This is a genomic window from Nocardia xishanensis NBRC 101358 (assembly GCF_001613365.1).
In the GTDB taxonomy this organism is placed as follows: domain Bacteria; phylum Actinomycetota; class Actinomycetes; order Mycobacteriales; family Mycobacteriaceae; genus Nocardia; species Nocardia xishanensis.
Window position 1 is genome coordinate 71,952 of record NZ_BDCF01000014.1, and the last position, 24,331, is coordinate 96,282.

Here is a 24,331-nt window from a genome sequence, read left to right on the forward strand (position 1 = left end):
GCCGTCAGCGGAGGGCGGGGTACACCGTCGTCCACGAGGCGGCGAGCTCGTCGCCCCAGTACGGCCACGAATGGGTGCCGGTGGCACGGAAATTCGCGGTGACCGGCATACGCAGCGAGGTGAAGCGGTCGACCAGCCTGCGGGTGCACGCGTTGGTCGCGGCCTCCAGCGGTCCGCCGAAGCCGATGGTGCTGACAACGTCGGTCTTGCCCGGCACGTCGTACTTGCCGGGCATACCGCTGCCGACGGAGAGATAGATCGCCTTGCCGCGCAGCGCTTCCGCGTGCAACACCACGTCGTGGGCGAGCCAGTCCGGATCACCCTCCTCCCCGAACATGTTGTCCGGCTGGCCCTGATAGGTGGCGACAACGGCGCGGGCCTGCGCCTGGCCCATATCGGTGCCCGTGGAGAAGCAGCCGCTGTGCGCCGCCACCGCGCGGTAGAGCTCCGGCCTGCGGAAGGCGAGCATCATCGCGGCCTCGGCGCCCATCGAGACGCCCATGATCGCGTTGCGGCCGTTGCCCTGGAATTCCTCGTCGATGAGCGGCGGTAATTCCGTGGTCAGGAAGGTCTCCCACCGGTTGGTGCCGAGTACCGGATCCGGACGCTGCCAGTCGGTGTAGAAGCTGGCGGGGCCGCCGACGGTGAACACCACGTTCACGTCTTTGTCTTCGTAGAAGCGGTCCGCGTGGCCGAGTTCGAGCCAGTTGTTGCTGTCGGCCTCGGCACTGCGCCCGTCCAGCATGTAGACGGTCGGCCTGCTGTGGCTCTGGTCGCGCGGCAGCAGCACCTGCACCTGCACGGTGCGGCTCATCGCGGGTGATTTCACGAACACGCGCAACCTGCGGTCGGTGATCGGTTCGATGCGCTCGATCGAGGGCGTGTTGGCAGGCGCGGTGGTCGGCTCAGCGGGGCCGGGCCCGTCGGAAGACCCGGTGCTCGGTTTGTCGGGCGCGGCCATCGTCGCAGGCGCTCCGAACCCAGCCGCACCGGTGAGCAGTGCAACGCTCATCGCGACGACCGCAAGCCGTCGCCGCATCCAACGCCGAGACAGCATGCCTGCCATGGTGCCAGATGGCGAGCGGGCCACTCGACCCCGCGATTCCGGATTCGAATCCTTTGTGACGAGCGCCACTTTCGCGGTTCCGCTCGCACCGAGGTGAACTGCGAATACTCCGAATTCGGGCACACCGCCAGCACACTCGCCTTACGCTGCGTCTCGGGCGTTTCAACGGGACGTCGATGGGACCGCCATGACCGGACACAGCCACGACCCTGACAGAGGTCGGCATCCGGCGCGCCCGCATCCACACCGTCCGACCGGGTTTTTGGCAACGCGAGGGCTAATTCCCCCGGCGCCGCTGACGCGCACCCGTGCACCACCGAGCTGATCGGTGTGCCGGCCGTGCCGCGCGCGAATTCTCTGCTCGATCGATGTCTGTTTGGCCGCAGTACCTGATGCCCGACCGGAGAAAAGACCGTGAACCACGTATTGCCCGTTCCACCGCCCGAAACCGCCTCCGCCACCCCGTCTTTCGACCCTGGGCTGGCTCGCCGCCTGCGCGAGTGCGACGACTTCTTCCGACAACCCGAACTCGCCCACCTGAACGCCCAGCGCCGCCGCAACGCGCTGGACCAGCTGCGCCAGACCGGCTCTTACGTGCAGACCGCCGAGGAAATCCTGATCGGCGCACGCCTGGCCTGGCGCAACCATTCCCGATGCGTCGGCCGAAAGCATTGGCGCTCATTGAAACTGCTCGATGCGCGGCGCGTCCGCTCGGCGCGCGACCTGGCCGAGGTGTGCTGGCAGCACCTGCACATGGCGACCAACGGCGGCGCGGTGCAGTCCATGATCACCGTCGGTCCGCCGCGCCAAGGCGACGGGCGCGAGTACCGCATCGTCAGCCCACAATTGCTGCGCTACGCGGGGTACCGCAACGGCGACGGGACGGTCACCGGCGACGCGGCCAATGTCGCGATCACCGAGTTGGCCGGAAAGCTCGGCTGGCGCGGCGCGGGCACGCCTTTCGACATTCTTCCTGTCCTGATCAGCACGCCCGACGAGCCGATCAGGTGGTTCGAGGTGCCGCGCGAGCTGGCCCGCGAGGTGGATATCGAGCATCCCGAGTTCGACTGGTTCGCCAAGCTCGGCTTGAAATGGCATGCGGTGCCTGCAGTTTCCAATATGAATCTGGAGATCGGCGGCGTCACCTACCCCTTCGCGCCGTTCAACGGCTGGTACGTGGGCACCGAGATCGGCGCGCGCAACCTCAGCGACACGAACCGCTACAACATGCTCCCGCTGATCGCCGACATGATGGGCCTCGACACCTCGCACCCACGCACCCTCTGGCGCGACCAGGCCTCGATCGAGCTGAATCGGGCCGTCCTGCACAGCTATCGCACGGCGGGCGTGCACATCGTCGACCACCACACCGTGGCGAAGCAGTTCTGCGACCACGCCGAGAAAGAGAAGGCAGCAGGTCGCGCCTGCCCCACCGACTGGAGCTGGATCAACCCGCCGATCTCTTCCGGCCTGACCCCGACCTTCCACCGCTACTTCGACCCGCCGGACGACGATATCCGCCCCAACTTCGTCCACCGCGAGACCACCTGAGTCTCGTCCGCTTCGCTGCCACGCAGGTCCTGCCCTTCGGCGCCGTGTCGACCCGGGGTGTTTCTCGGGTCACACACGGACTTTCCGACGAGCCGATGCTGTTACGGTAAACGGAGAATGCACCTCCGGTTAAACGTTTCGGCGGATCTGTTCAATGGCGAAGGAGACCACGGGCGATGGTGGCTGTCGGATTTCCCGGTCCGCATCTGGAATTCGGCCTTCCGGCCACCGGAGTGGTCGAACGGCTGCGTGCGGCGGTGCACGGCCGCGGCGGCGAGGCGGTCCGGCAGCTGGCCCTGATCACCGTGCTGTATCTCGGCTATCGAGCCGGCCGGATGATCACCGCCGACGACACCGAACGCGCCTCGAGCAACGCGCACGCGCTGCTCGATGTCGAGCACCGGTTGGGATTCCTCGCCGAGACCGCCGTGCAGGGACCGTTCCTGCACTGGGACTTTCTCGCCGTACCCGCCAATTTCTATTACGCGACAGCGCATTTCACCGTCGCCGTCGCGGTGATCGTCTGGCTGTGGGTCTTCCGCCCCTGGCACTACCGCATGACGCGCAACCTCATGGTCGGTCTGACCGGAGCCGGGTTGCTGTTGCACGTGCTGTTGCCGCTCGCACCGCCGCGCATGCTGCCCGACCGCGGCTTCGTCGACGTGGCGGCCCTGCACGGTCAATCCGTCTACGGCCCCACGGAATCCGAAGGCCTGTCGAACCAGTTCGCGGCCATGCCCTCGCTACACGTCGGCTGGGCGCTGCTCCTCGCTGTCGCCGTGGTCGCCGCGACCAACACCCCCTGGCGCTGGCTCGCCCTCGCCCACCCCACCCTCACCACCGTCATCGTGATCGGCACCGGAAACCACTACTGGCTCGACGCCATAGCCGCCGTCCTCCTGCTGGCCGGAACGGCGGTACTGCACCGGATGATCGCCCCCGCCGCAGTCACGTTGTGGGATGCGAACGGAGCTGCCGCACAACCCGGATTCCCCGCCCGGCTCCCGATCCGCTGAGCGCCGCACTGGATTACACGCGAAAGTCCCATGATCGGCCCGACCACAAACGGGGGTCCGGAGGCGAAGCCCGCCGGGCGGGGCGTGGGGGTTGCACCCCCACAAAACATTGCGAAACGAGCCCGGCGAATGCTCCCCATGAGCATGCGCCACGCACGAGTGGAGCGGAGACGGAGGGATTTGAACCCCCGGTCGCTCTCGCGACGCTCGCTTTCAAGGCGAGTGCATTCGGCCGCTCTGCCACGTCTCCAGGCCCCCGATCCTAACGGACGGCTCAGTCGGCTCGCTCGCCGATTATCTTGTCGACGCGGGCGAACACCTCGCCGATCACCGCGAGGTGTTCGGGGACGAGCAGATCGATGAAGTCGTTGCGGACGGCCTCGACGTGGCCGGGGGCCGCGGCTTCGAGGCGGCGCATGCCTTCGTCGGTGAGTTCGGCGAGGACACCGCGACCGTCCTCTTCGCAGGTGTTGCGGCGCACCATGTCCTGCGCCTCCATACGCCGGATCTGGTGGGTGAGCCTGCTGCGGGAGGAGAGCACACCGTCGGCGAGTTCGCTCATGCGCAGCGAGCGACCCGGCGCCTCGGACAGCAGCACCAGGATGCGGTACTCGGCCAGGCTGAGGTCGCTGTCGCGCTGCAACTGCCGGTTCAGCTCCGTCATCAGCCGCTGATGTCCGTCCATGTAGGCGCGCCACGCGCGCTGCTGCGTCGGACTCAGCCAGCGAGGTTCGGACGTGCGACCGCTTGGTTCGGGATCCACTGCACTATTCTAAGCAGCCCTGAGCTGGGCAAACCCCGATTCTTTTCACCGGACGGCGGCGATCATGCCGCGGTTCAGATCGGCAGGCTTCGCGCATCCGGAGAGTCCGAGCACCGAGTCCAGATCGGCGAGCAGCAGCCGCAACGCGTGTCTGGCGCCGTCGCGGCCCGCGATGCCGAGACCGTAGGCGTACGGCCGCCCGTACAGCACCGCCTTGGCGCCGAGCGCCAGCGCGATCAGCACGTCGGAGCCGCTGCGCACGCCGGAGTCGAACAGCACGTCGGCGCGGTCGCCGACCGACGCGACGATGGCAGGCAGTGCGTCGAGCGCCGCGATGGACCCGTCCACCTGGCGGCCGCCGTGATTGCTGACCACCACCGCGTCGGCGCCCGCGTCCACCACGACACGGGCGTCGTCCGGGTGCAGCACGCCCTTCACCGCGATCGGCAGGTCGGTCCATTCGCGCAGGTGGGCGAGGTCGGCGGGGCGCAGGTTGTGGTTGCCGAAGAGGCCGACCCAGGTGAGGATCGCGACCCGCATGGCGTCCTCGCTCTCCTCGGGCGGCGTCGGCAGCTTGGCGCGGAACACCGGGTCGGACAGGTAGTTGGCGATGCCCTTGCCGTGCAGGAAGGGCAGGTGCGCCAGCTGGAGATCCTGCGGCCGCCAGCCGAGGGTCGGCGTGTCGATCGTGACCACGATGGCCTTGGCGCCCGCGCGCTCGGCCCGCCGCACGAACGAGCGCGCCAGCTCGTGATCGTTGGGCCAGTAGAGCTGATACCACCATTCGCCCGCGGCCGCGCCGACCTCCTCGATGGTGGACGAGGCCGCGGTGGAAAGCACCGACCCGATCCCGAGTTCCTTGGTGACCTCGGCGACGATCACCTCGCCGCCGGCGTGCATCAGTTCGAGCACCCCGATCGGCGCGGTCAGCACCGGCGCGGCCAGCCGGGTGCCGAGCACCTCCACCGAGAGATCGCGTGTGCCGGGCCCGGTGGTGCCGCGCAGCATGCGGGGGATGATCCGGTACCTGTCGAAGGCGGCGCGGTTGGCCGCCGCGGTGCGCTCCGCCGACGCGCTGCCCGCGACGTAGGCGTATTCGGCAGGCCCTAGGACTTCCTTGGCGCGCTGTTCCAAACCGGCGGCCGTCATGGGCAGCTCGGGCACTAGACCGCCCAATCCGCCCAGGTAGATCTCGTTTTGGAAGTCGATGAAGCTGCTCACGCTGCGAACGCTAGTCCGTTGTTTCCTTTCCCGCAGGACGCTGAGCGAATAAGCGGCGTTCGCCGACGAGCGAACGGGCGGGAAACGGGTCGCGCGGGTGGCGCGTCGAGCGGCGGGGCACTATGGGGTGATGCGTGCGATCGAGCTGAAAGAATTCGGCGAGCCCGAGGTGCTCACGTGGGGCGAGGCTCCCGATCCTGCACCGGGCCACGGCGAGGTGTCGATCGATGTGGTGGCCGCGGGAGTGAACCGCGCGGACCTGCTCCAGCGCCAAGGTTTCTACGCACCGCCCGCGGGCGCGAGCGAGATCATCGGTCTGGAGTGCTCGGGCGTCATCGCCGAGGTCGGCGACGGCGTGCGGGACTGGCGCGTCGGCGACCGGGTGTGCGCGCTGCTGTCGGGCGGCGGCTACGCCGAGCGGGTCGTCGTCCCCGCCGGCCAGGTGCTACCGGTGCCGGAAGGCCTGGATCTCGCTGCGGCGGCGGCTCTTCCGGAGGTGGCGGCCACGGTGTGGTCGAACCTGGTGATGACGGCCGGTCTGCACGCGGGCCAGCTGGTGCTGATCCACGGCGGCGGCAGCGGCATCGGCACGCACGCCATCCAGCTCGCGGTGCACAAGGGCGCGCGGGTCGCGGTCACCGCGGGCTCGGCCGAGAAGCTGGCTCGCTGCGCCGAACTCGGCGCGAGCGTGCTGATCAACTATCGCGAGGACGATTTCGTCGCCGCCGTGCGCGCCGAGCGGTCCGGCGTGAACGGACCGGGCGCCGACATCATCCTCGACAACATGGGCGCCGCCTATCTGTCCCGCAACGTCGAGGCGCTGGCCAAGCACGGCCACCTGGTGGTGATCGGCATGCAGGGCGGTGTGAAGGCCGAGCTCGACCTCGGTGCGCTGCTGTCGAAGTGGGGTTCGGTGCACGCGACGAACGTGCGCAACCGTCCCGCCACCGGCACGGGAAGCAAAGCCGAGATCATCGCCGATGTCCACAGGCACGTCTGGCCGCTGATCGCCGACGGCACCATCGTTCCGGTGATCCACGCCGAGCTGCCGATCGCCGAAGCCGCCGAGGCGCATCGGATGCTCGATGGCGCCGACACCTTCGGCAAGGTCGTGCTGCGCGTGCGCGAAGACGTGAACTGAATATCCGGCTCACTCCAACGCGGCGAGCGCGCGGCCGAGCTGGTCGATCTCGAATCTGGTTGTGTAGGGCGCGAGTCCGACGGTCACGGCGCCGCCCTCGTCGTTGACGCCGAGCGCGTCGAGCAGCCTGCTCCCGCCGTGCACGCCGCTGAGCGTGCCGATCCTGGCGTCGGCCAGCTTGGCGGCGATCTTCTCCGCCTGCATGCCCGCCATGGTGAAACTGACCGTCGGGATTCGCGTGGAGGCGCGGCCGATGACGGTGAGGCCGGGGATCTTGTCGAGAGTGTCCATCAGGTGCTCGAAGAGCTGGTCGTGGTAGTCCTGCAGCGAGGTGATGGAGATTTCCAGGCGCTCGCGGCGGGTGCCGGTGGCCCGTTCGTCCAGACCGGCGAGGAAATCGATGGACGTGGTGAGCCCGGCAAGCAGCGCGTACTGATGCCCGCCGACCTCGAGTCTTTCCGCGCCCTTCGCGTACGGGTTCAACGACATCGAGGGGATCCGGTCCAGGAACGCGGGATCGCGGAACACCAGCGCACCGATCTGCGGACCGCCCCACGCGGGTGCGCTCAGCGCGACCACGTCGGCGTTGAGTTCGTCGATATCGATGAGCGCGTAGGGCGCCGCGCCGAACGCGTCGGCGACCAGCAGACCGCCGACTTCGTGCACCCGGTCGGCGGCCACCCGCACGGCGGGCGCGGAGCCGACGATGGGCGAGGCCGCGGTCAACGCCACCAGCCGGGCTGTCGGGCCGATCAGCTCCTCGAACTGCCAGGACGGCATCTCGCAGGTCTCGATCTCGACCTCGGCCCACCGCACGTGCGCGCCATAGCGGTTGGCGATCCGCAGCCACGGCGCGACGTTGGCCTCGTCGTCGAGGCGAGACAGCACGATCCCGGTCCCGAGACCGAGCCGGGAGCTCAGCGATTCCGCGAGCCAGGCCAGCAACACCGCCCGGTCGGGGCCGAGCACGACGCCCGCCGGATCGCCGCCGACCAGATCGGCGACGGCCTCGCGGGCCGCGTCCAGAATGGCCGCGCTGCGCACCGCTGCGCCGTTGCGGCCGATGTGAGAGAACGACGACGTGCGGAAACCCGTTGATACGGCACGAGATACCGAATCCGGGACAAGCATGCCCGCCTGCGGATCGAGATGGATCCAGCCGTCGCCCAGGGACGGTATCAGGCCCCGAACCCTCGCGACGTCGTAAGTCATGCTGGCCACTCTAAGGGCAGCGGGCAAGCCTGCGTAACCGCCTTCCCCTCCCGGCCTGCTCGCGAAGGCGTCGGCACGGCACGCGGCGCGGACCGGACGACGGACGGACGCGGCCGGCTCGGCACCGACCCGGACCTGGCATTTCGCCCGGGGCTCCGCCGGGGAGGGCGGGGCGGCGCGGGGCAGGACCGACGGGGGCGGGACCGCTCCGCGCTGAGTCGCTCGGAACCGGACCGGTCAGGACTTGGCGCCGATGCGCGGCAACGCAGCGACCCGGGAATCAGCATGGCAACCGACTTTCAGCAAAATCCGAACCACACGGACCCGAACAGGATAGTCGGCGCCGTCCAGCCGCGGCACCGGCCCGGCCACCTCCGCCGGGAGGTGGCCATTTAGCGCGTCCGCCGACAACGCGACATGATAGGGGACATGACGCACTCGGATGAGTCACCCGATTCCATCGTCGTGGTCGGACCCGACGGCCGGCCGCTGATCATCCCGGCCGACGCGGGCACCCCGCTGACCGGACAGGTGGTCACCGACGGCGACGAGAAGGCCGACGACGCGAACGACCGCGAGGAGGCGGGCGAGTCGCTCGCCGACATGGTGGAGCAGCCGGCCAAGGTCATGCGCATCGGCACCATGATCAAGCAGCTGCTCGAGGAGGTGCGCGCCGCTCCGCTCGACGACGCCAGCCGCAACCGTCTCAAGGAGATCCACAAGTCCTCGGTGCGCGAGCTCGAGCAGGGCCTCGCCCCCGAGCTTCGCGACGAGCTCGAGCGGCTGACCTTGCCGTTCACCGACGACACCATGCCGTCCGACGCCGAGCTGCGCATCGCCCAGGCCCAGCTGGTCGGCTGGCTGGAAGGCCTGTTCCACGGCATCCAGACCGCGCTGTTCGCCCAGCAGATGGCCGCTCGCGCGCAGCTCGAGCAGATGCGCCAGGGCGCGCTGCCGCCGGGCATCCACGCGGTAGACCCGCGCGGCGGCCGCGGCGACCAGGTAACGGGCGGTTCCGGCCAGTACCTGTAACCCCGCTTGGCGGGTGAGGAGTTTCCCCGGTCCAGCGTGTACCAGCGGACCCGGTGCGAGGATGCAGGGGTAGGGTCGAGCACCGTGCCCGCCGCTGCCGCTCGCCCCGACTCCGATGAGAGTACGGCGCGTCCTGAAGAGAGCCCAGTGCGTTCAGATGACAGCTTGCGTTCAGACAGTCCCTCGACCACCGAAGAGCGTCCGGTGAGTGCCGAGAGCACCGCGCCGGAGCAGCCGAGCGCCGAGGCGATGACGCCGCTCGTCTCCGACTCGCAGACCTTCGGCCGCGCGGCGAAGGACATGCGCGACGGCTTCGGCCAGCGCGAGCTATGGCTGTCGCTCGGCTGGCAGGACATCAAACAGCGCTACCGGCGCTCGGTGCTCGGCCCCTTCTGGATCACCATCGCGACCGGCGTGCAGGCCGCGGCGATGGGCATCCTCTACGCGACCCTGCTCGATCAGCCGCTGCGCGAATACCTGCCCTACGTGACCGTCGGGTTGATCGTCTGGAATGTGATCCAGGCGAGCATTCTCGAGGGCTCGGAGGTGTTCATCGCCAACGAGGGCCTGATCAAACAGCTTCCGTCCGCGCTGAGCGTGCACGTGTATCGGCTGGTGTGGCGACAACTGCTGTTCTTCGCCCACAACATGGTCATCTACCTGGTACTGCTTGCGGCGTTCGGAATATGGGAGAACCTGCGCTGGTCGAGCCTCCTCGCGATACCGGCGATCGGCCTGATCTTCCTCAATTCCATGTGGGTGTCGATCGTGTTCGGCATCTTCAGCACCCGGTACCGGGATATCGCGCCGATTCTCAGCAGCACCACGCTGATGCTGTTCGTGCTGACGCCGGTGATGTGGACGACCAAAACCTTGGAGAGCCAGATCGGCGGGGCGAGCGAACGAGCCAGGCTGGTGGAGATCATCCCGACCTTCCACTACCTGGAGATCGTCCGCGCTCCCCTGCTCGGTGAACCGCAGGAACCGCGGCACTGGGTGATCGTCGGCGCGATCACTGTGGTGGGCTGGATCATCGCGGCCTTGGCCATGAAGCAGTACCGTTCGCGCGTACCGTACTGGGTATAGGAGCCGCAGCGATGAGTCGTGTGAGTATCGAAACCCGTCAGGCGTGGGTCGAGTTCCCCATCTTCGACGCCAAATCGCGGTCTCTGAAAAAGGCGTTCCTCGGTAAGGCGGGCGGCGCGATCGGGCGCAACCAATCCGACGTGGTCGTGGTCGAAGCGCTGCGCGACATCACGCTGTCGCTCAAGGAAGGCGACCGGGTCGGCCTGGTCGGCCACAACGGCGCGGGCAAATCCACGCTGCTGCGCCTGCTTTCGGGTATCTACGAACCGTCCCGCGGCAGCGCGCGCATTCGCGGGCGGGTGGCGCCGGTATTCGACCTCGGCGTCGGCATGGACCCCGAGATCTCCGGCTACGAGAACATCATCATTCGCGGGCTGTTCCTCGGCCAGACCCGCAAGCAGATGCTCGCCAAGATCGACGAGATCGCCGAGTTCACCGAGCTCGGCGAATACCTGCAGATGCCGTTGCGCACCTATTCGACCGGTATGCGGGTGCGGCTGGCGATGGGCGTCGTCACGTCCATCGACCCCGAAATCCTGCTGCTGGACGAGGGCATCGGCGCGGTCGACGCGGAATTCATGAAAAAAGCGCGGCTTCGTCTACAGGAACTCGTCGCGCGTTCTGGCATTCTGGTGTTCGCCAGCCATTCCAACGAATTCCTCGCTCAGCTCTGCGATTCCGCACTGTGGATCGATCACGGACAGATCCGGTTGCGCGGCGGCATCGAAGAGGTGGTGCGCGCGTACGAGGGTCCGGACGCCGGAAACCACGTCGCGACCGTGCTGAAGGAAATGGCAGCGGAGCGGGTGGCGACCGAAAAGTCCGAGGACAGCGCACGAGAACTGGAGCGAAACAACGCATGAACGAGCCGACCGGGCAAGACGCCCCGATCACCGCTGGGGCGCAAGCCCCGGTCGACTCGACCGCACCGGAGCGGGTTTACACGCCCAGCGACACCGGTCCCGGCGCCCGCATCATCGCCGTCGTGGTCACCCACAAGCGCCGTGAGCTGCTCGCCGAATCGCTGAAGGTCGTCACCTCGCAGTCGCGGCCGGTCGATCACCTCATCGTGGTGGACAACGGCAACGAGCCCGAGGTCGCCGAACTGGTCGAGCAGCAGCCGATCGAGACCACCTATCTCGGCTCCGCGCACAATCTCGGCGGCGCGGGCGGTTTCGCGCTCGGCATCCTGCACGCGCTGACCCAGGGAGCGGACTGGGTGTGGCTGGCCGACGACGACGGGCGACCCGAGGGCGCCGAGGTGCTGGCCACCCTGCTCGACTGCGCGAAGCGGCACGAGCTCGCCGAGGTCTCCCCCGTGGTCTGCGATATCGACGACCCGGACCGGCTGGCCTTCCCGCTGCGCCGCGGCGTGGTGTGGCGGCGGCTGCGTTCCGAGCTCGGCGACGAGGACTTCCTGCCCGGCATCGCGTCGCTGTTCAACGGCGCGCTCGTCTCCGCCGCGGCGGTCGACCTGATCGGCGTACCCGACCTACGCCTGTTCGTGCGCGGCGACGAGGTGGAGGTGCACCGCAGGCTGGTCCGCTCGGGCCTACCCTTCGGCACCTGCCTGCAGACCGCCTACCTGCATCCCAACGGCGCCGCCGAATTCAAGCCGATCCTGGGCGGCCGAATGCACACCCAGTACCCCGACGATCCGGTGAAGCGCTACTTCACCTACCGCAACCGCGGCTATCTGATGGCCCAGCCCGGTATGCGCAAACTGTTGCCGCAGGAGTGGATTCGCTTCTCCTGGTTCTTCCTCGTCACTCGCCGCGACCCGGCGGGACTGCGCGAATGGTTCCACCTGCGCTCGCTCGGGCGCAACGAGCAGTTCGGCAAACCGGAGAAGTAAGGCCGCCGATCGCGGGGGCGAAAAATCGCTTGCGGGGCCTATCCGGGTCTGGCAATGTTCGTGGAGGTTCCCGGTTCGGCCGGGCGAGACGGAAGTGAGGAGGTGGAGATCGTGACGACGAACGTCCGGGTTGTCGTGCCCGCGTGCGCCGCGCTGCCGCGTGCCGCCGCACCGCACTCCACCTCTGTCTCCTCTCGCTGAACCCGGGTCGGGTTCGGCGCCCGACGAATGGATTCTTCCCATCATGGTCGACTACGACCTGCTCGTCCCTTACGGCTGGACGGAAGCCGTAGGCAATGAATACGCCGCACTCATCGACGAGGGGTGCGTGCCCGCGCGGGTGATCCGGATGGATCGCAGCGAATGCGAGGTCGCGACACCGGACGGCGCGACGCGAGCCCGCTGCCCGCGCGCGGATGCCGAGCCGAATGGACTGTGCACCGGCGACTGGGTGAGCATCGACGCGCAGCGCAACGTGCGCGCGTTGCTGCCGCGCCGCTCGGCGATCGTGCGTTCCACGGCCTCGCGACGGTCCGAGGGGCAGGTGCTCGCCGCCAATGTCGACACCGTGCTGATCTGCACCGCCGCCGACGGCGACGTGGATCTCGGCCGGATCGAACGGCTGCTCGCCCTGGCTTGGGAGAGCAACGCGCAACCGGTCGTCGTGCTCACCAAAGCCGATGCGGCGGAGGATGTTCCGATCGAGGCGGTGCAGGCCGTCGCGCCGGGCGCCGCGGTGCTCGCGGTCAGCGCGGCGAGCGGGTACGGCATCGATGTGCTCACCGCCGTGCTGGACGGGACGGTCGCGCTGATCGGCCCCTCCGGCGCGGGCAAGTCGACGCTGGCCAACGCGCTGCTCGGCGCGGAAGTGTTCGCCACCAGCGCCGTTCGCGCGGTGGACAAGAAGGGCAGGCACACCACCGTGCACCGGGAGCTGCGCCCGCTGCCCAACGGCGGGACGCTCATCGACACTCCCGGGCTGCGCGGCGTCGGCCTGTGGGATGCCGCCGAAGGGATCGAGAAGACCTTCAGCGATATCGAATCCCTCGCCGCCGCATGCCGTTTCGATGACTGCTCGCACGAGAGCGAACCCGGCTGCGCGGTGCGCGACGCGCTGGAGACGGGGGCGCTGACCCAGCGCCGGTTCGACAGCTATCGCAAGCTCGCCAAGGAGAACGCCTGGATGGCGGCCAGGGTCGACAAGCGGTTGCAAGCCGAGCGCGACCGCGCCTGGCGCGGCATCAGAAAGGAGCAGCGCCGGATGTATCGGGAGCGCGGTTCACGGAAATGAGGCCCTCCCGCGGCACGATGCTCTGCCCGACGTCGCCGCTTCCGTAGCGATCGATCCCGCGCCCTATGCAACTAGTTGCATAGGGCGCGGGGTTACGCTTAGCCTGCAAGGCGTGGCAGCCGCGATCCGCGGCACGACGACAGGAGCAGGCCATGACGGAACCGGGTTCGAAGTCGCTGGCTGGCAAGACGATGATCATGTCGGGCGGCAGCCGCGGCATCGGTCTCGAGATCGCCAAGCGCGCCGCGGCCGACGGCGCCAACATCACGTTGATCGCCAAGACCGATCAGCCGCATCCCAAGCTCCCCGGCACGATCCACACCGCGGCCGCGGAACTGGAGGAGGCCGGCGGGCAGGTGCTGCCGTTCGTCGGCGATGTGCGCGTCGACGAGTCGGTGGCCGAGGCGGTGCGCCTGACCGTGGAACGCTTCGGCGGCATCGACATCGTCGTGAACAACGCGTCGGCGATCGACCTGTCCAACACCGACGCGCTGTCGATGAAGAAGTACGACCTGATGCAGGACATCAACTGCCGCGGCAGCTTCCTGCTGTCCAAGCTGAGCCTGCCGCACCTGCGCGAATCGGCGAAGGCCGGGCGCAACCCGCACATACTCACCCTCTCCCCGCCGCTGAATCTGGACCCGAAGTGGGCGGGCGGCTCGCTCGGCTACACCATCGCCAAATACGGTATGTCGCTCACCACACTCGGCCTCGCCGAAGAGCTGAAGGGCGACGGCATCGGGGTGAACTCGCTGTGGCCGCGCACCACCATCGCCACCGCCGCGGTGCGCAACCTACTCGGCGGCGAGCAGATGGTAGCCACCTCGCGCACCCCCGACATCTACGCCGACTCCGCCTACCTGGTGCTCACCTCCCCGGCCGAGAAGACCACCGGCAATTTCTTCATCGATGACGAGGTGCTCGCCGCACACGGCATCACCGACCTCGACAAATACCGCGTGGTCCCCGGCGACGCCGAGCTGACCACCGACCTCTTCCTCTGATACCGCCGTAGCCGCACACCTTTCGCACGCCGCACAGGGCCATCGCCGCTCCGCGGCGTGCGAAGCGTGTGCGATGCGGGGTCCTATTGCCTAGGCGCGGCGGGTGGAGAAGTGTGATAAGCACCGGTGGCGCCACCGGGGCGCTGCCCCGAGCACAGAGGGGGTGGACCGTGTTCGCACGTTCTACCACTATTCACGCGCGAACCTCCGCGATAGACGACGGAATCGCGCACGTGCGCGATGAAGTGATGCCCGCGGTGGAAGGCATACCGGGCTGTATCGGGCTCTCGCTGCTCGTCGACCGGCGCTCCGGCCGGTGCATAGTCACGACGGCGTGGGAGACCGAGCAGGCGATGCACGACAGCGCGGTCCGGGTCCGGCCGATCCGGGAGCGCGCGGCCGAGATGTTCGGCGGCAACGCGGAAGTCCAGGAATGGGAGATCGCCGTGCTGCACCGCGACCACCGCTCCCGGGAAGGCGCCTGCGTACGCGGGGTCTGGGTGGAGGGTGACCCGAGTCGAGCGGATACGGCGATCGAGACCTACAAGTCCCACACTCTGCAAGAAATGGAGGGCCTGGAAGGCTTCTGCAGCGCGAGCCTGATGGTCGACCGTGCATCCGGGCGCGGCGTCTCCACCGTCACCTTCGACAGCGCGGAAGCGATGGAACGCAACCGCGAGCAGGCCGCGGCGATGCGCGAGACCAACACCAGGCGTGCGGGCATCCGGGTGACCGACGTCCGCGAATTCGAGCTGGCACTCGCGCACCTGCGCGTACCCGAATTGGTGTGACCGCCCCGCGGCGCCGCCGTGCCGACGGCGCCGCGTTCCGGCTCAGTCGCTGATGCCGTAGAGGCGCTCCCAGTTGGCGCGGCTGGTGAGTTCGGGCATGGCGGCGCGGTACTGCTCCTGCAGGGTGGGCAGTTCCTTGCGCAGGCGACGCAGCACGTGGAACGTGCGCCGCAGCAGCGCGCGGGCGCGCGCCTTGTCGCGCTGCCTGACCCGGACGCCGGACTGCGAGGCGTCGGTGACCACGACATGATCGAACAGCGAGACGTGCCACCAGTGCGCGTCCTCGCGGGTGACCCCGATCAGGCCGTGCTGGGTGCGGCCGAACCACTGGTTGATCGCGCGCTTGACGAGAACGAGCGCTTCCCGGCTAGGCTCGCCGCCCGCCCGGCGCAACTGGATGTCGGCCGCGCGCACCGGCGGCGTCGCGGCCGGGTGCTTGATCGTCTCGCTGTAGTCGGCGCGGCTGGTGCGGGCGGCGGCCAGCGCGGCGATACCGCCGTCGCGCAGCACCTTCGGGCCCTCGAGAAAGTCCTCGATGCCCTGCAACGTCGTGTGCACCAGCCCGTACTGCATGGCGACCAAGTGTTCGGCGATATTGCGGAACAGCTGCTTGGTGATCTTCTTGCCGTCCAGATCGGCGTGCATGGCTCCGACGATGAGCGAGTTGCGCGTGCTGAAGTAGCGCGCCCAGTCGTCGAAGTCCTTCCAGTAGAAGTCCGCGTGCCAGACCGCCGCGTTGGGCAGCGTGACGGTGACGAACCCGTGCTCCCGCGCACGCACGCCGTACTCCACGTCGTCCCACTGGAAGAAGATCGGAACCGGCAGCCCGATCTTCGCGACCACCTCGGCCGGGATCAGGCAGGTCCACCAGGCGTTGTAGCCCGCGTCGACGCGGCGCTCCTGGTTCTTCTTGAGCATGCTGGTGTTGCGCAGCGCCTTGGGCACCTTCTGGCCGTGCCGCAGCTCGTGCAAGTGCACTTCCTCGGCGCCGACGTTGAGGTAGTCGGGGTTGAGCAGGAACAGCATCTGCGCGCCGACCAGCGTGGGTTCCACCGTCATGTTGGCGAAGGCGTTGAGCCGCAGCACCGTTTCCGGTTCGCAGAGGATGTCGTCGTCCATCAGGATGACGTCGGCGTGCTCGTTCACCGCGGAGACCTCGTAGAGCCCGCGCGTGAAGCCGCCCGCGCCGCCGAGGTTGGGCTGACGGATGTAGCGCAGCTTGTCGCCGAAGACGGGCTGCACCTCCTGGTACCGCTGCCGGTCCTGCACCAGATCGGTGCCCTGGTCCACGACATAGACCGCGTCGATGGCGGCGAGCACGGTGGCGTCGGAGGCCAGCGCGGCCACCGTCTCGGCGCAGTCCGCCGCGCGGTTGAAGGTGCAGATCGCGATGGCGACCGGGCGGATGCGCTCGGGAGCGACGGAGGACCAGGTGAGTTCGGAGATGCCGAGCTCGCCGCCGTCGGCGTCGAACTCCAGCCATATCGCGCCGCCGTCGACGTACTGGTCCAGCGGCGCGGTCAGGGTGAGCGGACCGCTCGCGTCGACCTTCGCGGTGTCGATGATTCTGCGATGGCCCGCGATGTCCGAGGCGACCAGCCTGACCCTGGCCTTCTTTGTCACGTCGAGCACCATCGTGGCGCGGACCTCGGTGACGGTGGTCCAGCGCTGCCAATAGCTGGCCGCGAACCGGCCGAAGTAAGTATTGGTGTGGGCGGTTGCGCCCTTGTCCAGGTGCAACGCCAGTCGTTCACGCGTCGAGCGCCCCTTGACCACCGCGTAGAGTTCGTCGCTCACCTTGGCCGAGGGACCGGTGAAGATGCCGCGCTGCAGGACCAACCTGTCCGGTGCCCGGTGATCGGCACGCAACGAAGCGGGCGCGGCGGCGGGCGTAGCGTGATCGTTCGATTCGGTAACGGCCTGGGTAGCCGACTGCTCCATGAAGTCCTCGAAATCCTCATTTATTGCCGACGGGACAGACGTGTCCCTGGATACCGTTCGCGGCGGGAGCGAGGATATCAACCGACGTCGGACCCTGCCCGTCCAGCAACCAGGGGTACCTCACCCGTTATTGTTGCTGTTTGTTTGCCAGTTCGCCGGTAAAGACGAATTTGTCATAGGCCCAATACCGGAAGACCACCGCGACGATCTGTCCGACCAGGGTTCCCGAGATGTTGTCCGACAGCGGGCTCGACAGGTCCAGAACGTAGCGGGAGAAGCCGAGGCAGCCCAGTTGCAGGCCGATGGCGATCACGTTGAACACCGCGTAGAGCAGATACTCCCGCGCCGGATTATCGGTCTGCTGGTGGCCGAAGGTCCACCACTTGTTGCCGAAATAGGTCACCACCGTCGCGACCGCGATCGCGATGATCTTGGCGGGCAGGGGCGAGTGGTAAAGCACGCCTTCGCCGCCCCAGAACACCAGCGCGTTGTAGGTGCCCGCGTCGACCAGGAAGCCGATCGCGCCGACCACGAGGAAGGCCGCGCCCTTGCGCAGCGCGCCTACCACCTTGACGGTCAGCGGCTCGCCGGTGACGGACTCGGACGCGGGCCGCGCCGGTTCGTCCTGCGCGGATCGAGTGGAGCGCTCGGGAACGGACACGGGCTGCTCGGGGGAAGACACCGGGCGACGGTACCCCAGCACCCGAACGCCTCGGGTGCGCGCCGGAGGCCGTGCGCCATGTACCCTCCCGGTGTTCCCCATTCACGCCGACATCGAGGAATGACCCCGGGTGGACTCCACCGAGCTTCGTATTGCCGCCGTGGTCCCGTGCCACAACGAGGAGGCCTCGGTGGCCAAGGTCGTCGCCGACCTGCAGGCCGCCGTGCCGGGAATCGTCGTCTACGTCTACGACAACCTGAGCACCGACCGGACCTCCGAGCTCGCCCGTGAGGCAGGCGCGATCGTCCGTCAGGAACACACCAAGGGCAAGGGCAACGTGGTGCGGCGCGCTTTCGCCGACATCGAGGCCGACGTCTACCTGATGATCGACGGCGACGACACCTACGAGGCCGGCGACGCCCCGCTGATGATCAAGACGCTGCTCGACGGCCCCTACGATCACGTGCTCGGCGTGCGCAAGCAGGATGCCACCGGCACCGCGTACCGCGCAGGCCACGAGACCGGCAACCGGGTGCTCAACGGCGTGGTCGGCAAGGTATTCGGCGAGAACGTCGAAGACATGCTCAGCGGCTTCCGGGTGTTCTCGCGCCGCTTCGTCAAGAGCTTCCCCGCGGTTTCCCGCGAGTTCGAGATCGAGACCGAGCTGACCGTGCACTCACTGCACCTGCGGGTGCCGCAGACCGCAGTGCCGGTCGGATTCCGCGATCGCCCGGCGGGCAGCGAATCCAAGTTGCGCACCTACCACGACGGTTTCAAGATCCTGGCGCTGATCATCGGCCTGGCCAGGCACGAGCGACCGGTCGCGTTCTACGGTCTGTTCGGCACGCTGAGCTGGCTCATCTCGATCGTGCTGACGATCCCGATCGTCATCGAGTTCACCAGGACGCACGAGGTTCCGCGCTTCCCCACCCTGTTCCTCGGCTTCACCCTGCTGCTGCTGGGCAGCCTGGCCTGGACCGCGGGATTGATCCTCGACGGCATCCGCCGTTCCCGCCACGAGGCGGCGCGCCTGGTCTACCTGCGGTATTCGGCGGTCGCGGCGGACGACGACCCGTTCCGAAACGGCGGTGACGCGCAGACCCGTGGGAACGCGCGGTGACCACGTCCGCCGATAGAGGCACCACCGAAGAGACCGAAGCGGGCTCGGCGCAGACCAACGGATCGGGCCACAAGGACGGCGCACCGGCCTCCGCTGACGTGGGCAAGACTGCGTCCGAGGCCGAAGCCGATGCGCGCGAACAGGATTCGGCAACCGATTCGAAGCCGCCCGGCGCGGTCCGGAAGGCCGCCCGCGCCATCGTGACTCGCTTCGGCGCGGCGACAATCGCTTTCGCCGTGCTCACCACGCTCTTCGGCACGTTGTTCACCGTGCTCACCCCGCCGTTCTGGGGCCACGACGAGATCACCCAGTTCGGTCGCGCCTATCAGGTCGCCTACGGCGGGTTCCTGCCGCAGCAGATTCATGACGATCGCGGTCTCGCCTACGGCGGCGATGTGCCCGCGAACATCGACGCGCTGATGGGCTATTCGTTCCGCGACTACCAGGACAACCCGGAAGAGCCGGGCGCGATGGTGTCCGATCCCGGCGCGTACGACCGGCTGAAGAGCGCCCAGGTCGATTCGCCGATGGAATCGGTATGGTTCACCAACACCGCCGCCTACTCCCCGGTGCCGTATGTGCCCGCCGCCGTCGGCATCCGGGCCGCCGCGCTGCTCGACCTGGACGTGGGCTCGATGGTGATCCTGACCAGGCTCGCTGGTCTGCTCGCCTATCTGGTCGTGGTCGGTTTCGGCCTGTACGCGCTGCGCGCGCACCGCGTGCAGTGGCTCGCGTTCACCGTCGCCGTGCTGCCGATCGCGGTGTTCCAGGCGGGCACGGTCACCGCCGACACCCTCACCAACGCGTTGGCCATCATGGTCTCCGCGCTGCTGATCAAGGCGCTGTTCCTCGGCAACGGGCTGACCCGTACCGAGACGGTCGCGTTGCTCGGCGCGACGGTGCTGCTTCCGGTCAGCAAGCCGACCTATGTGCTGCTCGCCATGCTCGTTGTGCTCGTTCCGGTGGACCGCTTCGCGTTCTTCGGCGCCGCGGCGGGTTCCGGCTTCACCTGGCGACGACTCGTGCCGTGGGCGTTCGCCGCCGCGGGCGCGCTCGCCTTCGCGGTCTGGATGAAGATCGCCGCGCCGACCGGCGACGGCATGAGCCTGATGCGGCCGCGCCACCAGTGGTACACCGTCAAGCCCGGTGAACAGCTCGGCGAGATCCTCGGCGATCCGCTGCACTTCCTGGACGTCTTCGGCGACAGCATCTTCTACCGCGATCAGCGCTGGTTCACCCAGTTCTTCGGCGAGCTCGGCTTCGCCTACATCGACGTGCCCGCCATCGCGGTGCTGGCCTGCCTGCTCGCTTTCGCGGTGAGCATCGGCATCGCCGACCGGATGAACCCGCGCACCGCCACGTTCGTGCGCACGCTGGTCGTCGCGCTCACCGCGGCGGCCAGCGTCGCGATGATCTACGTGACGCTGTACATGTCGTTCACGCCGGTCGGCTACTACATCATCGACGGCGTGCAGGGACGATACTTCGTGCCGCTGGCGTTGATCGCCTTCGCGGCGCTGCTGCGCTGGATGCCGTTGCGGCTCAGCGACGCCCGTGGGAAGGCGCCGGGGCGGGGCGCGGCCGTCACGATCGTCGTCGCGAGCTCGGTCGCGCTGATCGCCTCGGTCGCGAAGTACAGCACGATCGTCTGGGGCTGATCCCCGCCCGCTCCGCCGCGCTGAATCCCGCTCCACAGGGCCGAACCCGGCGCGCCGCTACATCGAGATTCTTTCGGCGGAGCACGAACGGCAGTTGGCGGACCCGGTCGGTTACACCGAGCCCAGGGCCTGCTCGCCCGCCGCCGCGTAGGCGCGTTCGGTCGCGGCTTTGTCCGGGCGCCACCAGGACTCGTTGTCGCGGTACCACTGGATGGTGGCCGCCAGACCGGAGCGGAAATCGGCGTAGCGCGGTTCCCAGCCGAGTTCCGTGCGCAGCAACGTGGCATCGATCGCGTAGCGCTGGTCGTGGCCGGGACGGTCGGTGACATGGTCGAAATCGTCGGGGTCGCGATCGAACGCCTCGAGCAGCATCCGCACCACGGTCTTGTTGTCGAGTTCGCCGTTCGCGCCGATCAGATAGGTCTGGCCGATCCGGCCGCGGTCGAGAATTTCCCAGACCGCTCGGTTGTGGTCGTCGACGTGGATCCAGTCGCGGATCTGGTGTCCCGCGCCGTAGAGCCGGGGACGCACGCCGTCTATCAGATTGGTGATCTGGCGCGGGATGAACTTCTCCACGTGCTGATAGGGCCCGTAGTTGTTGCTGCAGTTGGACAGCGTCGCGCGCACGCCGAAGGACCGGGCCCAGGCGCGGACCAGCAGATCGCTGGACGCCTTCGTCGCGGAGTACGGGCTGGACGGGTTGTACGGGGTGCGCTCGGTGAAGGCGGGCTCGTCGGGACCGAGGTCGCCGTACACCTCGTCTGTGGAGACGTGGTGGTAACGCACGTCGTGGCGGCGCACGGCCTGCAGCAGGGCGTAGGTGCCGACGATATTGGTCTGCACGAACGGCCACGGCTCGGTCAGCGAGTTGTCGTTGTGCGATTCGGCGGCGAAATGGACCACCGCGTCGACCCCGCTGACCAGTTCGTCGACCAGGTCGAGATCGGCGATATCGCCGTGCACGAAATCGATTCGGTCCGCGACCGATTCGAGCGACGCCTTGTTACCCGCGTAGGTCAGGGCGTCCAACACGGTCACCGTCGTGTCGGGTCGCTCGGCCACGGTCTGGTGGACGAAATTCGCACCGATGAAGCCGGCACCGCCGGTTACGAGCAATCGCACCCCACGACTTTACGTGGATCGGGTCGCAACCTCTATGAGGGTGGGCTATGAAAGGTACGGACAATCCGGACAGCGTGCATGTGACCTTCGTCTCACTAAATTTCGGTAAAGAGTGGCGACCGGTTTGGTTCGCCGCCGAAATCCCTGTTCCTCGTGCACGTTTCCAAGATCCCACCACGCTGTGAGTCGCAATGGTGAACAAAATTTGAATTAACGGTCACAACCGGTTCACCACGCGTTAGCTGGTCTAGATTTCGATCATCTAGTCCCCTCCGAACGCTTCACATCGAGGTTCCAAACGAAATGCTGATGAGGAAATTCGCCGCTACCTCGGCGCTGCTGATCGCCGCCCTCGGCGTCACCGCAGGCACCGTCAACGCGGCCCCCGAAGCTCCCGCCGAGACCGGCGCCATCAACTTCACCGCCAAGTCCACCGAAACCCAGTCCGTCATCACCCTCGACTCCGGCTCGCTGGTCGTCGAAGACGACGCGCTGAAGATCAAGGCCACCGATGGCACCGTTGTCGCCGGAACCCCGCTGAAGTTCCGCGTCGACGACTTCGAGTTCCCGATCGCCGCGGAGATCTCCGACCGCACCGCGACCCTGACCCCGCAGCTCGATGTCGACAAGGCCGTGTACAAGCCGGTCGCCCTGCCCTACGAGGACAAGGCGCCGTGGAAGAACGAGTACGACCGTGAGCTCGCCGCGTTCAACCGCATGAAGGACACCATCGGCATGGGCGCCACCATCGGCACCCTGGTCGGTGGCCTCGGCGGCGGCGCCGTCGGCTGCGTCCTCGGCGGCATCGCGGGCGCGACCGTCGCGTCGGCGACCATCGTCGGCCTGTTCGGTCCGTTCATTCCGGCCGCTGCCGTCGGCTGCATCGGTGGCATCCTGGCCGTGGGCGCCCTGGGTGCCCTCGCGGGTCAGATCTTCATCACCGCCCCGGTGGCGATCGGTGCTGCGATCCAGTACTTCACCACCATCAACCAGCCGTTCGTGGCCCCGCCCGCGGCCAAGTAGTTCCGAACGGCTTGCCGCACAACTGAACACGCGCGACTGAGTCGCGAACAGAAGGCTCCGCCCGGTTCGACCGGGCGGGGCTTTCGCGCGCCGGGCGGCGTTGCCTGCCACGCAGACGCGCCACGACGCGGCGCACACTTCCCGCAACCCGTTCGACGCCAGACACGATCGCCACATTCCGAGCCGCCGCGCGCTCGAGCTGGACAAAAGTTCAAGTTCTGACGTCGACGTGGAGCCGGAGACCGAACGGCTCCGAACAGGGAATTATCTGAGCGGCCCGGTGATCGAGTGAACACAATCTTAACATTACCGATTCGTACGGTTACCAATTGTTTTCGACTCCGCGCGAAATTCCCGGCACACTGCGAATAAGTGATTCGGACAAATGCTGATGAGGAAATTCGCCGCAACCGCCTGGCTGCTGGTCGCCGTCTTGGCGGGCACCGCCGCCGCGACCGACCACCCCGAGTCGGCCCCGTCACCGCACCGTTCCCGGTGAGCTGAGTCGATACGCCGAGTACCCGCCCCGGGCACGGGCCCGGGGCGGGATGAGACTCGTCCGGCCGACCGTGATCAGGCCGTCCGAGCCTGCTCCAATTGCTCGAACCTGGTGCGCACGAAGCGCGCGACCCGGCCGAGCGCAGCCCTGGATTCGGGCAGGTTCGGCGCGATGCTCATGAACGCGTGCACCTGGCCACGCCACAGCTCCACCGCGTGCGGCACGCCCGCCACGGTGAGCCGCCGCGCCATCAGCTCGCAGTCGTAGCGCAGCACCTCGTCCTCGGCAGCGACCATCAGCACCGGTGGCAGCCCGGCGAGCGCACCGTTCACCGGCGAGAGCAGCGGATCGAGCGCGCCGTCGATCTCGGCGCCGAGCTTCACGACCGCCTCCAGCGCCGACAGCGGGATATAAGGGTCACGCGCGACGTTGACGTGATCGCGTTTGGCCGCGTAATCCAGATCCAGCAGCGGGCTCAGGCCGATCAATCCGGCCGGCGCGGGCAGCCCGGCCTCTATCGCCCGCAACGCGGTCGCGAAACTCAGATAGCCGCCCGCGGAATCTCCGGCGAAGACTATTCGCGCCGGATCGGCGCCGTGCCGAAGCAGCCAGCGGTAGGCGGTGAGGCAATCCTCGATCGACCCGCCGATGCTGCCCGCGGGCAGCTGGCGATAGTCGACGTTGACCACCGGCAGACCGATGCGCCGAGCGAGGCTGGCCGCCACCGGCCGGTGCGTCTCCAGTCCGCAGACCGCGAACCCGCCGCCGTGCATGTACAGCACCGCGCCGTGCCGCATGGCTCGCGCCGCTCCGGCGGGGCGCACGATCTCCATTCGGAAGCCACCCAGCCTGACCTGTTCGCGGTCGATGCCGTGCGGGGCCGGACGCAGCCGGGCCAGCCCGTCGATGGCGAACGCGCCGAACGGGATGGTGGCCCTGGTGATCGGCGCGACCCGCAACATCGGCCGCACCACCCCGCGGCAGGTCGCCAGCAGCAGCCGCGCCGCCGCGCTCGGGCCGTCCGGATTCATCACGACGGCGGAGCCCTCGATCGTGGTCGCTGTCATCGCGCACCTACCTCACCCTGGCGCGCCGAACCCGGCCTGGCGGAACCGAACCCGTTCAGCCGGGGCCGCGGGCGAGTGTCGGCGCTGACATCTCACACATTCGTGTTTCAGAAGACCACGGAAAGTGTGACCTCTGCAACATCAATCGCCCGGCGCGCCGGGCGGCGAAACGTTCGTGATCAATTCGTGCACGAGTCGGAACCTCCCCGAA

21 protein-coding genes and 1 tRNA gene are annotated in these 24,331 nt (G+C 68.0%); 13 read left to right on the forward strand and 9 right to left on the reverse strand.

Translation table 11 applies throughout. The features are described from left to right. Window positions 1–4 precede the first annotated feature (4 nt). Window positions 5–1,012, reverse strand: coding sequence for an alpha/beta hydrolase (locus NX1_RS13680; protein WP_245668487.1), 1,008 nt, complete (start codon window positions 1,010–1,012; stop codon window positions 5–7). Window positions 1,013–1,546: 534 nt separating this feature from the next. Here NX1_RS13680 and NX1_RS13685 point away from each other — a divergent pair. Continuing rightward, window positions 1,547–2,617 (forward strand): nitric oxide synthase oxygenase, encoded by a 1,071-nt coding sequence (locus NX1_RS13685; RefSeq protein WP_245668499.1) that lies wholly within the window; start codon window positions 1,547–1,549, stop codon window positions 2,615–2,617. Between the two features lie 176 nt (window positions 2,618–2,793). Then, window positions 2,794–3,633, forward strand: coding sequence for a phosphatase PAP2 family protein (locus tag NX1_RS13690; protein ID WP_084501403.1), 840 nt, complete (start codon window positions 2,794–2,796; stop codon window positions 3,631–3,633). 165 nt (window positions 3,634–3,798) lie between these two features. Here the strand turns inward: NX1_RS13690 and NX1_RS13695 are convergent. From NX1_RS13695 to NX1_RS13705, 3 genes are all read right to left on the reverse strand, one after another. Then, window positions 3,799–3,883, reverse strand: a tRNA-Ser gene (locus tag NX1_RS13695). Between the two features lie 24 nt (window positions 3,884–3,907). After that, on the reverse strand, window positions 3,908–4,318 hold the full coding sequence (locus NX1_RS13700) for a MarR family winged helix-turn-helix transcriptional regulator (protein WP_084501421.1): 411 nt from the start codon (window positions 4,316–4,318) through the stop codon (window positions 3,908–3,910). A gap of 123 nt (window positions 4,319–4,441) precedes the next feature. After that, complete coding sequence (locus tag NX1_RS13705; RefSeq protein WP_068058323.1) at window positions 4,442–5,617, reverse strand: lactate 2-monooxygenase; 1,176 nt, start codon at window positions 5,615–5,617, stop codon at window positions 4,442–4,444. A gap of 130 nt (window positions 5,618–5,747) precedes the next feature. Between NX1_RS13705 and NX1_RS13710 the strand changes: the two genes are divergently transcribed. Beyond that, window positions 5,748–6,758 carry an NAD(P)H-quinone oxidoreductase gene (locus NX1_RS13710; RefSeq protein WP_068058324.1) on the forward strand — a complete coding sequence of 337 codons (1,011 nt, stop codon included), beginning with the start codon at window positions 5,748–5,750 and terminating at the stop codon, window positions 6,756–6,758. 9 nt (window positions 6,759–6,767) lie between these two features. On the opposite strand, the gene NX1_RS13715 is transcribed toward NX1_RS13710, so the two are convergent. Beyond that, the gene (locus NX1_RS13715) at window positions 6,768–7,970 is read right to left on the reverse strand and encodes a cysteine desulfurase-like protein (RefSeq protein ID WP_068058326.1); all 1,203 of its coding nucleotides are present in this window, start codon (window positions 7,968–7,970) and stop codon (window positions 6,768–6,770) included. Window positions 7,971–8,399: 429 nt separating this feature from the next. On the opposite strand from NX1_RS13715, the gene NX1_RS13720 reads away from it, so the two are divergent. The 7 genes from NX1_RS13720 (at window position 8,400) to NX1_RS13750 (ending at window position 15,029) form a co-directional block, all read left to right on the forward strand. Further along, window positions 8,400–9,002, forward strand: a complete 603-nt coding sequence (locus NX1_RS13720; RefSeq protein WP_068058328.1) for a bacterial proteasome activator family protein — start codon at window positions 8,400–8,402, stop codon at window positions 9,000–9,002. A 249-nt stretch (window positions 9,003–9,251) separates the two neighbouring features. Beyond that, window positions 9,252–10,088 carry a galactan export ABC transporter permease subunit Wzm/RfbD gene (gene wzm, locus NX1_RS13725; protein ID WP_068058484.1) on the forward strand — a complete coding sequence of 279 codons (837 nt, stop codon included), beginning with the start codon at window positions 9,252–9,254 and terminating at the stop codon, window positions 10,086–10,088. 11 nt (window positions 10,089–10,099) lie between these two features. Continuing rightward, complete coding sequence (gene wzt / locus NX1_RS13730; protein WP_068058330.1) at window positions 10,100–10,951, forward strand: galactan export ABC transporter ATP-binding subunit Wzt/RfbE; 852 nt, start codon at window positions 10,100–10,102, stop codon at window positions 10,949–10,951. After that, a complete protein-coding gene (gene glfT1 / locus NX1_RS13735) occupies window positions 10,948–11,943 on the forward strand; it encodes a galactofuranosyltransferase GlfT1 (RefSeq protein ID WP_245668488.1) in 996 nt (331 codons plus the stop codon). Before wzt ends, glfT1 begins: the two co-directional genes overlap by 4 nt. Window positions 11,944–12,187: 244 nt before the next feature. Beyond that, complete coding sequence (gene rsgA, locus NX1_RS13740; RefSeq protein WP_068058332.1) at window positions 12,188–13,234, forward strand: ribosome small subunit-dependent GTPase A; 1,047 nt, start codon at window positions 12,188–12,190, stop codon at window positions 13,232–13,234. Window positions 13,235–13,386: 152 nt separating this feature from the next. Continuing rightward, window positions 13,387–14,238, forward strand: coding sequence for an SDR family oxidoreductase (locus NX1_RS13745; protein ID WP_068058334.1), 852 nt, complete (start codon window positions 13,387–13,389; stop codon window positions 14,236–14,238). A gap of 170 nt (window positions 14,239–14,408) precedes the next feature. Further along, window positions 14,409–15,029: an antibiotic biosynthesis monooxygenase gene (locus tag NX1_RS13750; protein WP_068058336.1), complete on the forward strand. Its 621-nt coding sequence runs from the start codon at window positions 14,409–14,411 to the stop codon at window positions 15,027–15,029. Window positions 15,030–15,071: 42 nt separating this feature from the next. Here NX1_RS13750 and NX1_RS13755 read toward each other — a convergent pair whose 3' ends face one another. Together NX1_RS13755 and NX1_RS13760 are read right to left on the reverse strand one after the other, a co-directional pair. After that, a complete protein-coding gene (locus NX1_RS13755; RefSeq protein ID WP_068058337.1) occupies window positions 15,072–16,970 on the reverse strand; it encodes a glycosyltransferase in 1,899 nt (632 codons plus the stop codon). 127 nt (window positions 16,971–17,097) lie between these two features. Further along, complete coding sequence (locus NX1_RS13760) at window positions 17,098–17,652, reverse strand: GtrA family protein (protein WP_245668489.1); 555 nt, start codon at window positions 17,650–17,652, stop codon at window positions 17,098–17,100. A 109-nt stretch (window positions 17,653–17,761) separates the two neighbouring features. Here NX1_RS13760 and NX1_RS13765 point away from each other — a divergent pair, with 109 nt between their 5' ends. Together NX1_RS13765 and NX1_RS13770 are read left to right on the forward strand one after the other, a co-directional pair. Next, the gene (locus tag NX1_RS13765; RefSeq protein WP_068058339.1) at window positions 17,762–18,751 is read left to right on the forward strand and encodes a glycosyltransferase; all 990 of its coding nucleotides are present in this window, start codon (window positions 17,762–17,764) and stop codon (window positions 18,749–18,751) included. Next, window positions 18,748–20,409 carry a DUF2142 domain-containing protein gene (locus NX1_RS13770; RefSeq protein WP_068058341.1) on the forward strand — a complete coding sequence of 554 codons (1,662 nt, stop codon included), beginning with the start codon at window positions 18,748–18,750 and terminating at the stop codon, window positions 20,407–20,409. Before NX1_RS13765 ends, NX1_RS13770 begins: the two co-directional genes overlap by 4 nt. A 111-nt stretch (window positions 20,410–20,520) precedes the next feature. On the opposite strand, the gene rfbB is transcribed toward NX1_RS13770, so the two are convergent. Then, the gene (gene rfbB / locus NX1_RS13775) at window positions 20,521–21,531 is read right to left on the reverse strand and encodes a dTDP-glucose 4,6-dehydratase (protein ID WP_068058343.1); all 1,011 of its coding nucleotides are present in this window, start codon (window positions 21,529–21,531) and stop codon (window positions 20,521–20,523) included. 303 nt (window positions 21,532–21,834) lie between these two features. Here rfbB and NX1_RS13780 point away from each other — a divergent pair, with 303 nt between their 5' ends. Beyond that, window positions 21,835–22,554, forward strand: a complete 720-nt coding sequence (locus NX1_RS13780) for a DUF8020 domain-containing protein (protein ID WP_068058345.1) — start codon at window positions 21,835–21,837, stop codon at window positions 22,552–22,554. 573 nt (window positions 22,555–23,127) lie between these two features. Here the strand turns inward: NX1_RS13780 and NX1_RS13790 are convergent. After that, a complete protein-coding gene (locus NX1_RS13790) occupies window positions 23,128–24,120 on the reverse strand; it encodes an alpha/beta hydrolase (protein ID WP_068058349.1) in 993 nt (330 codons plus the stop codon). Window positions 24,121–24,331 lie beyond the last annotated feature (211 nt).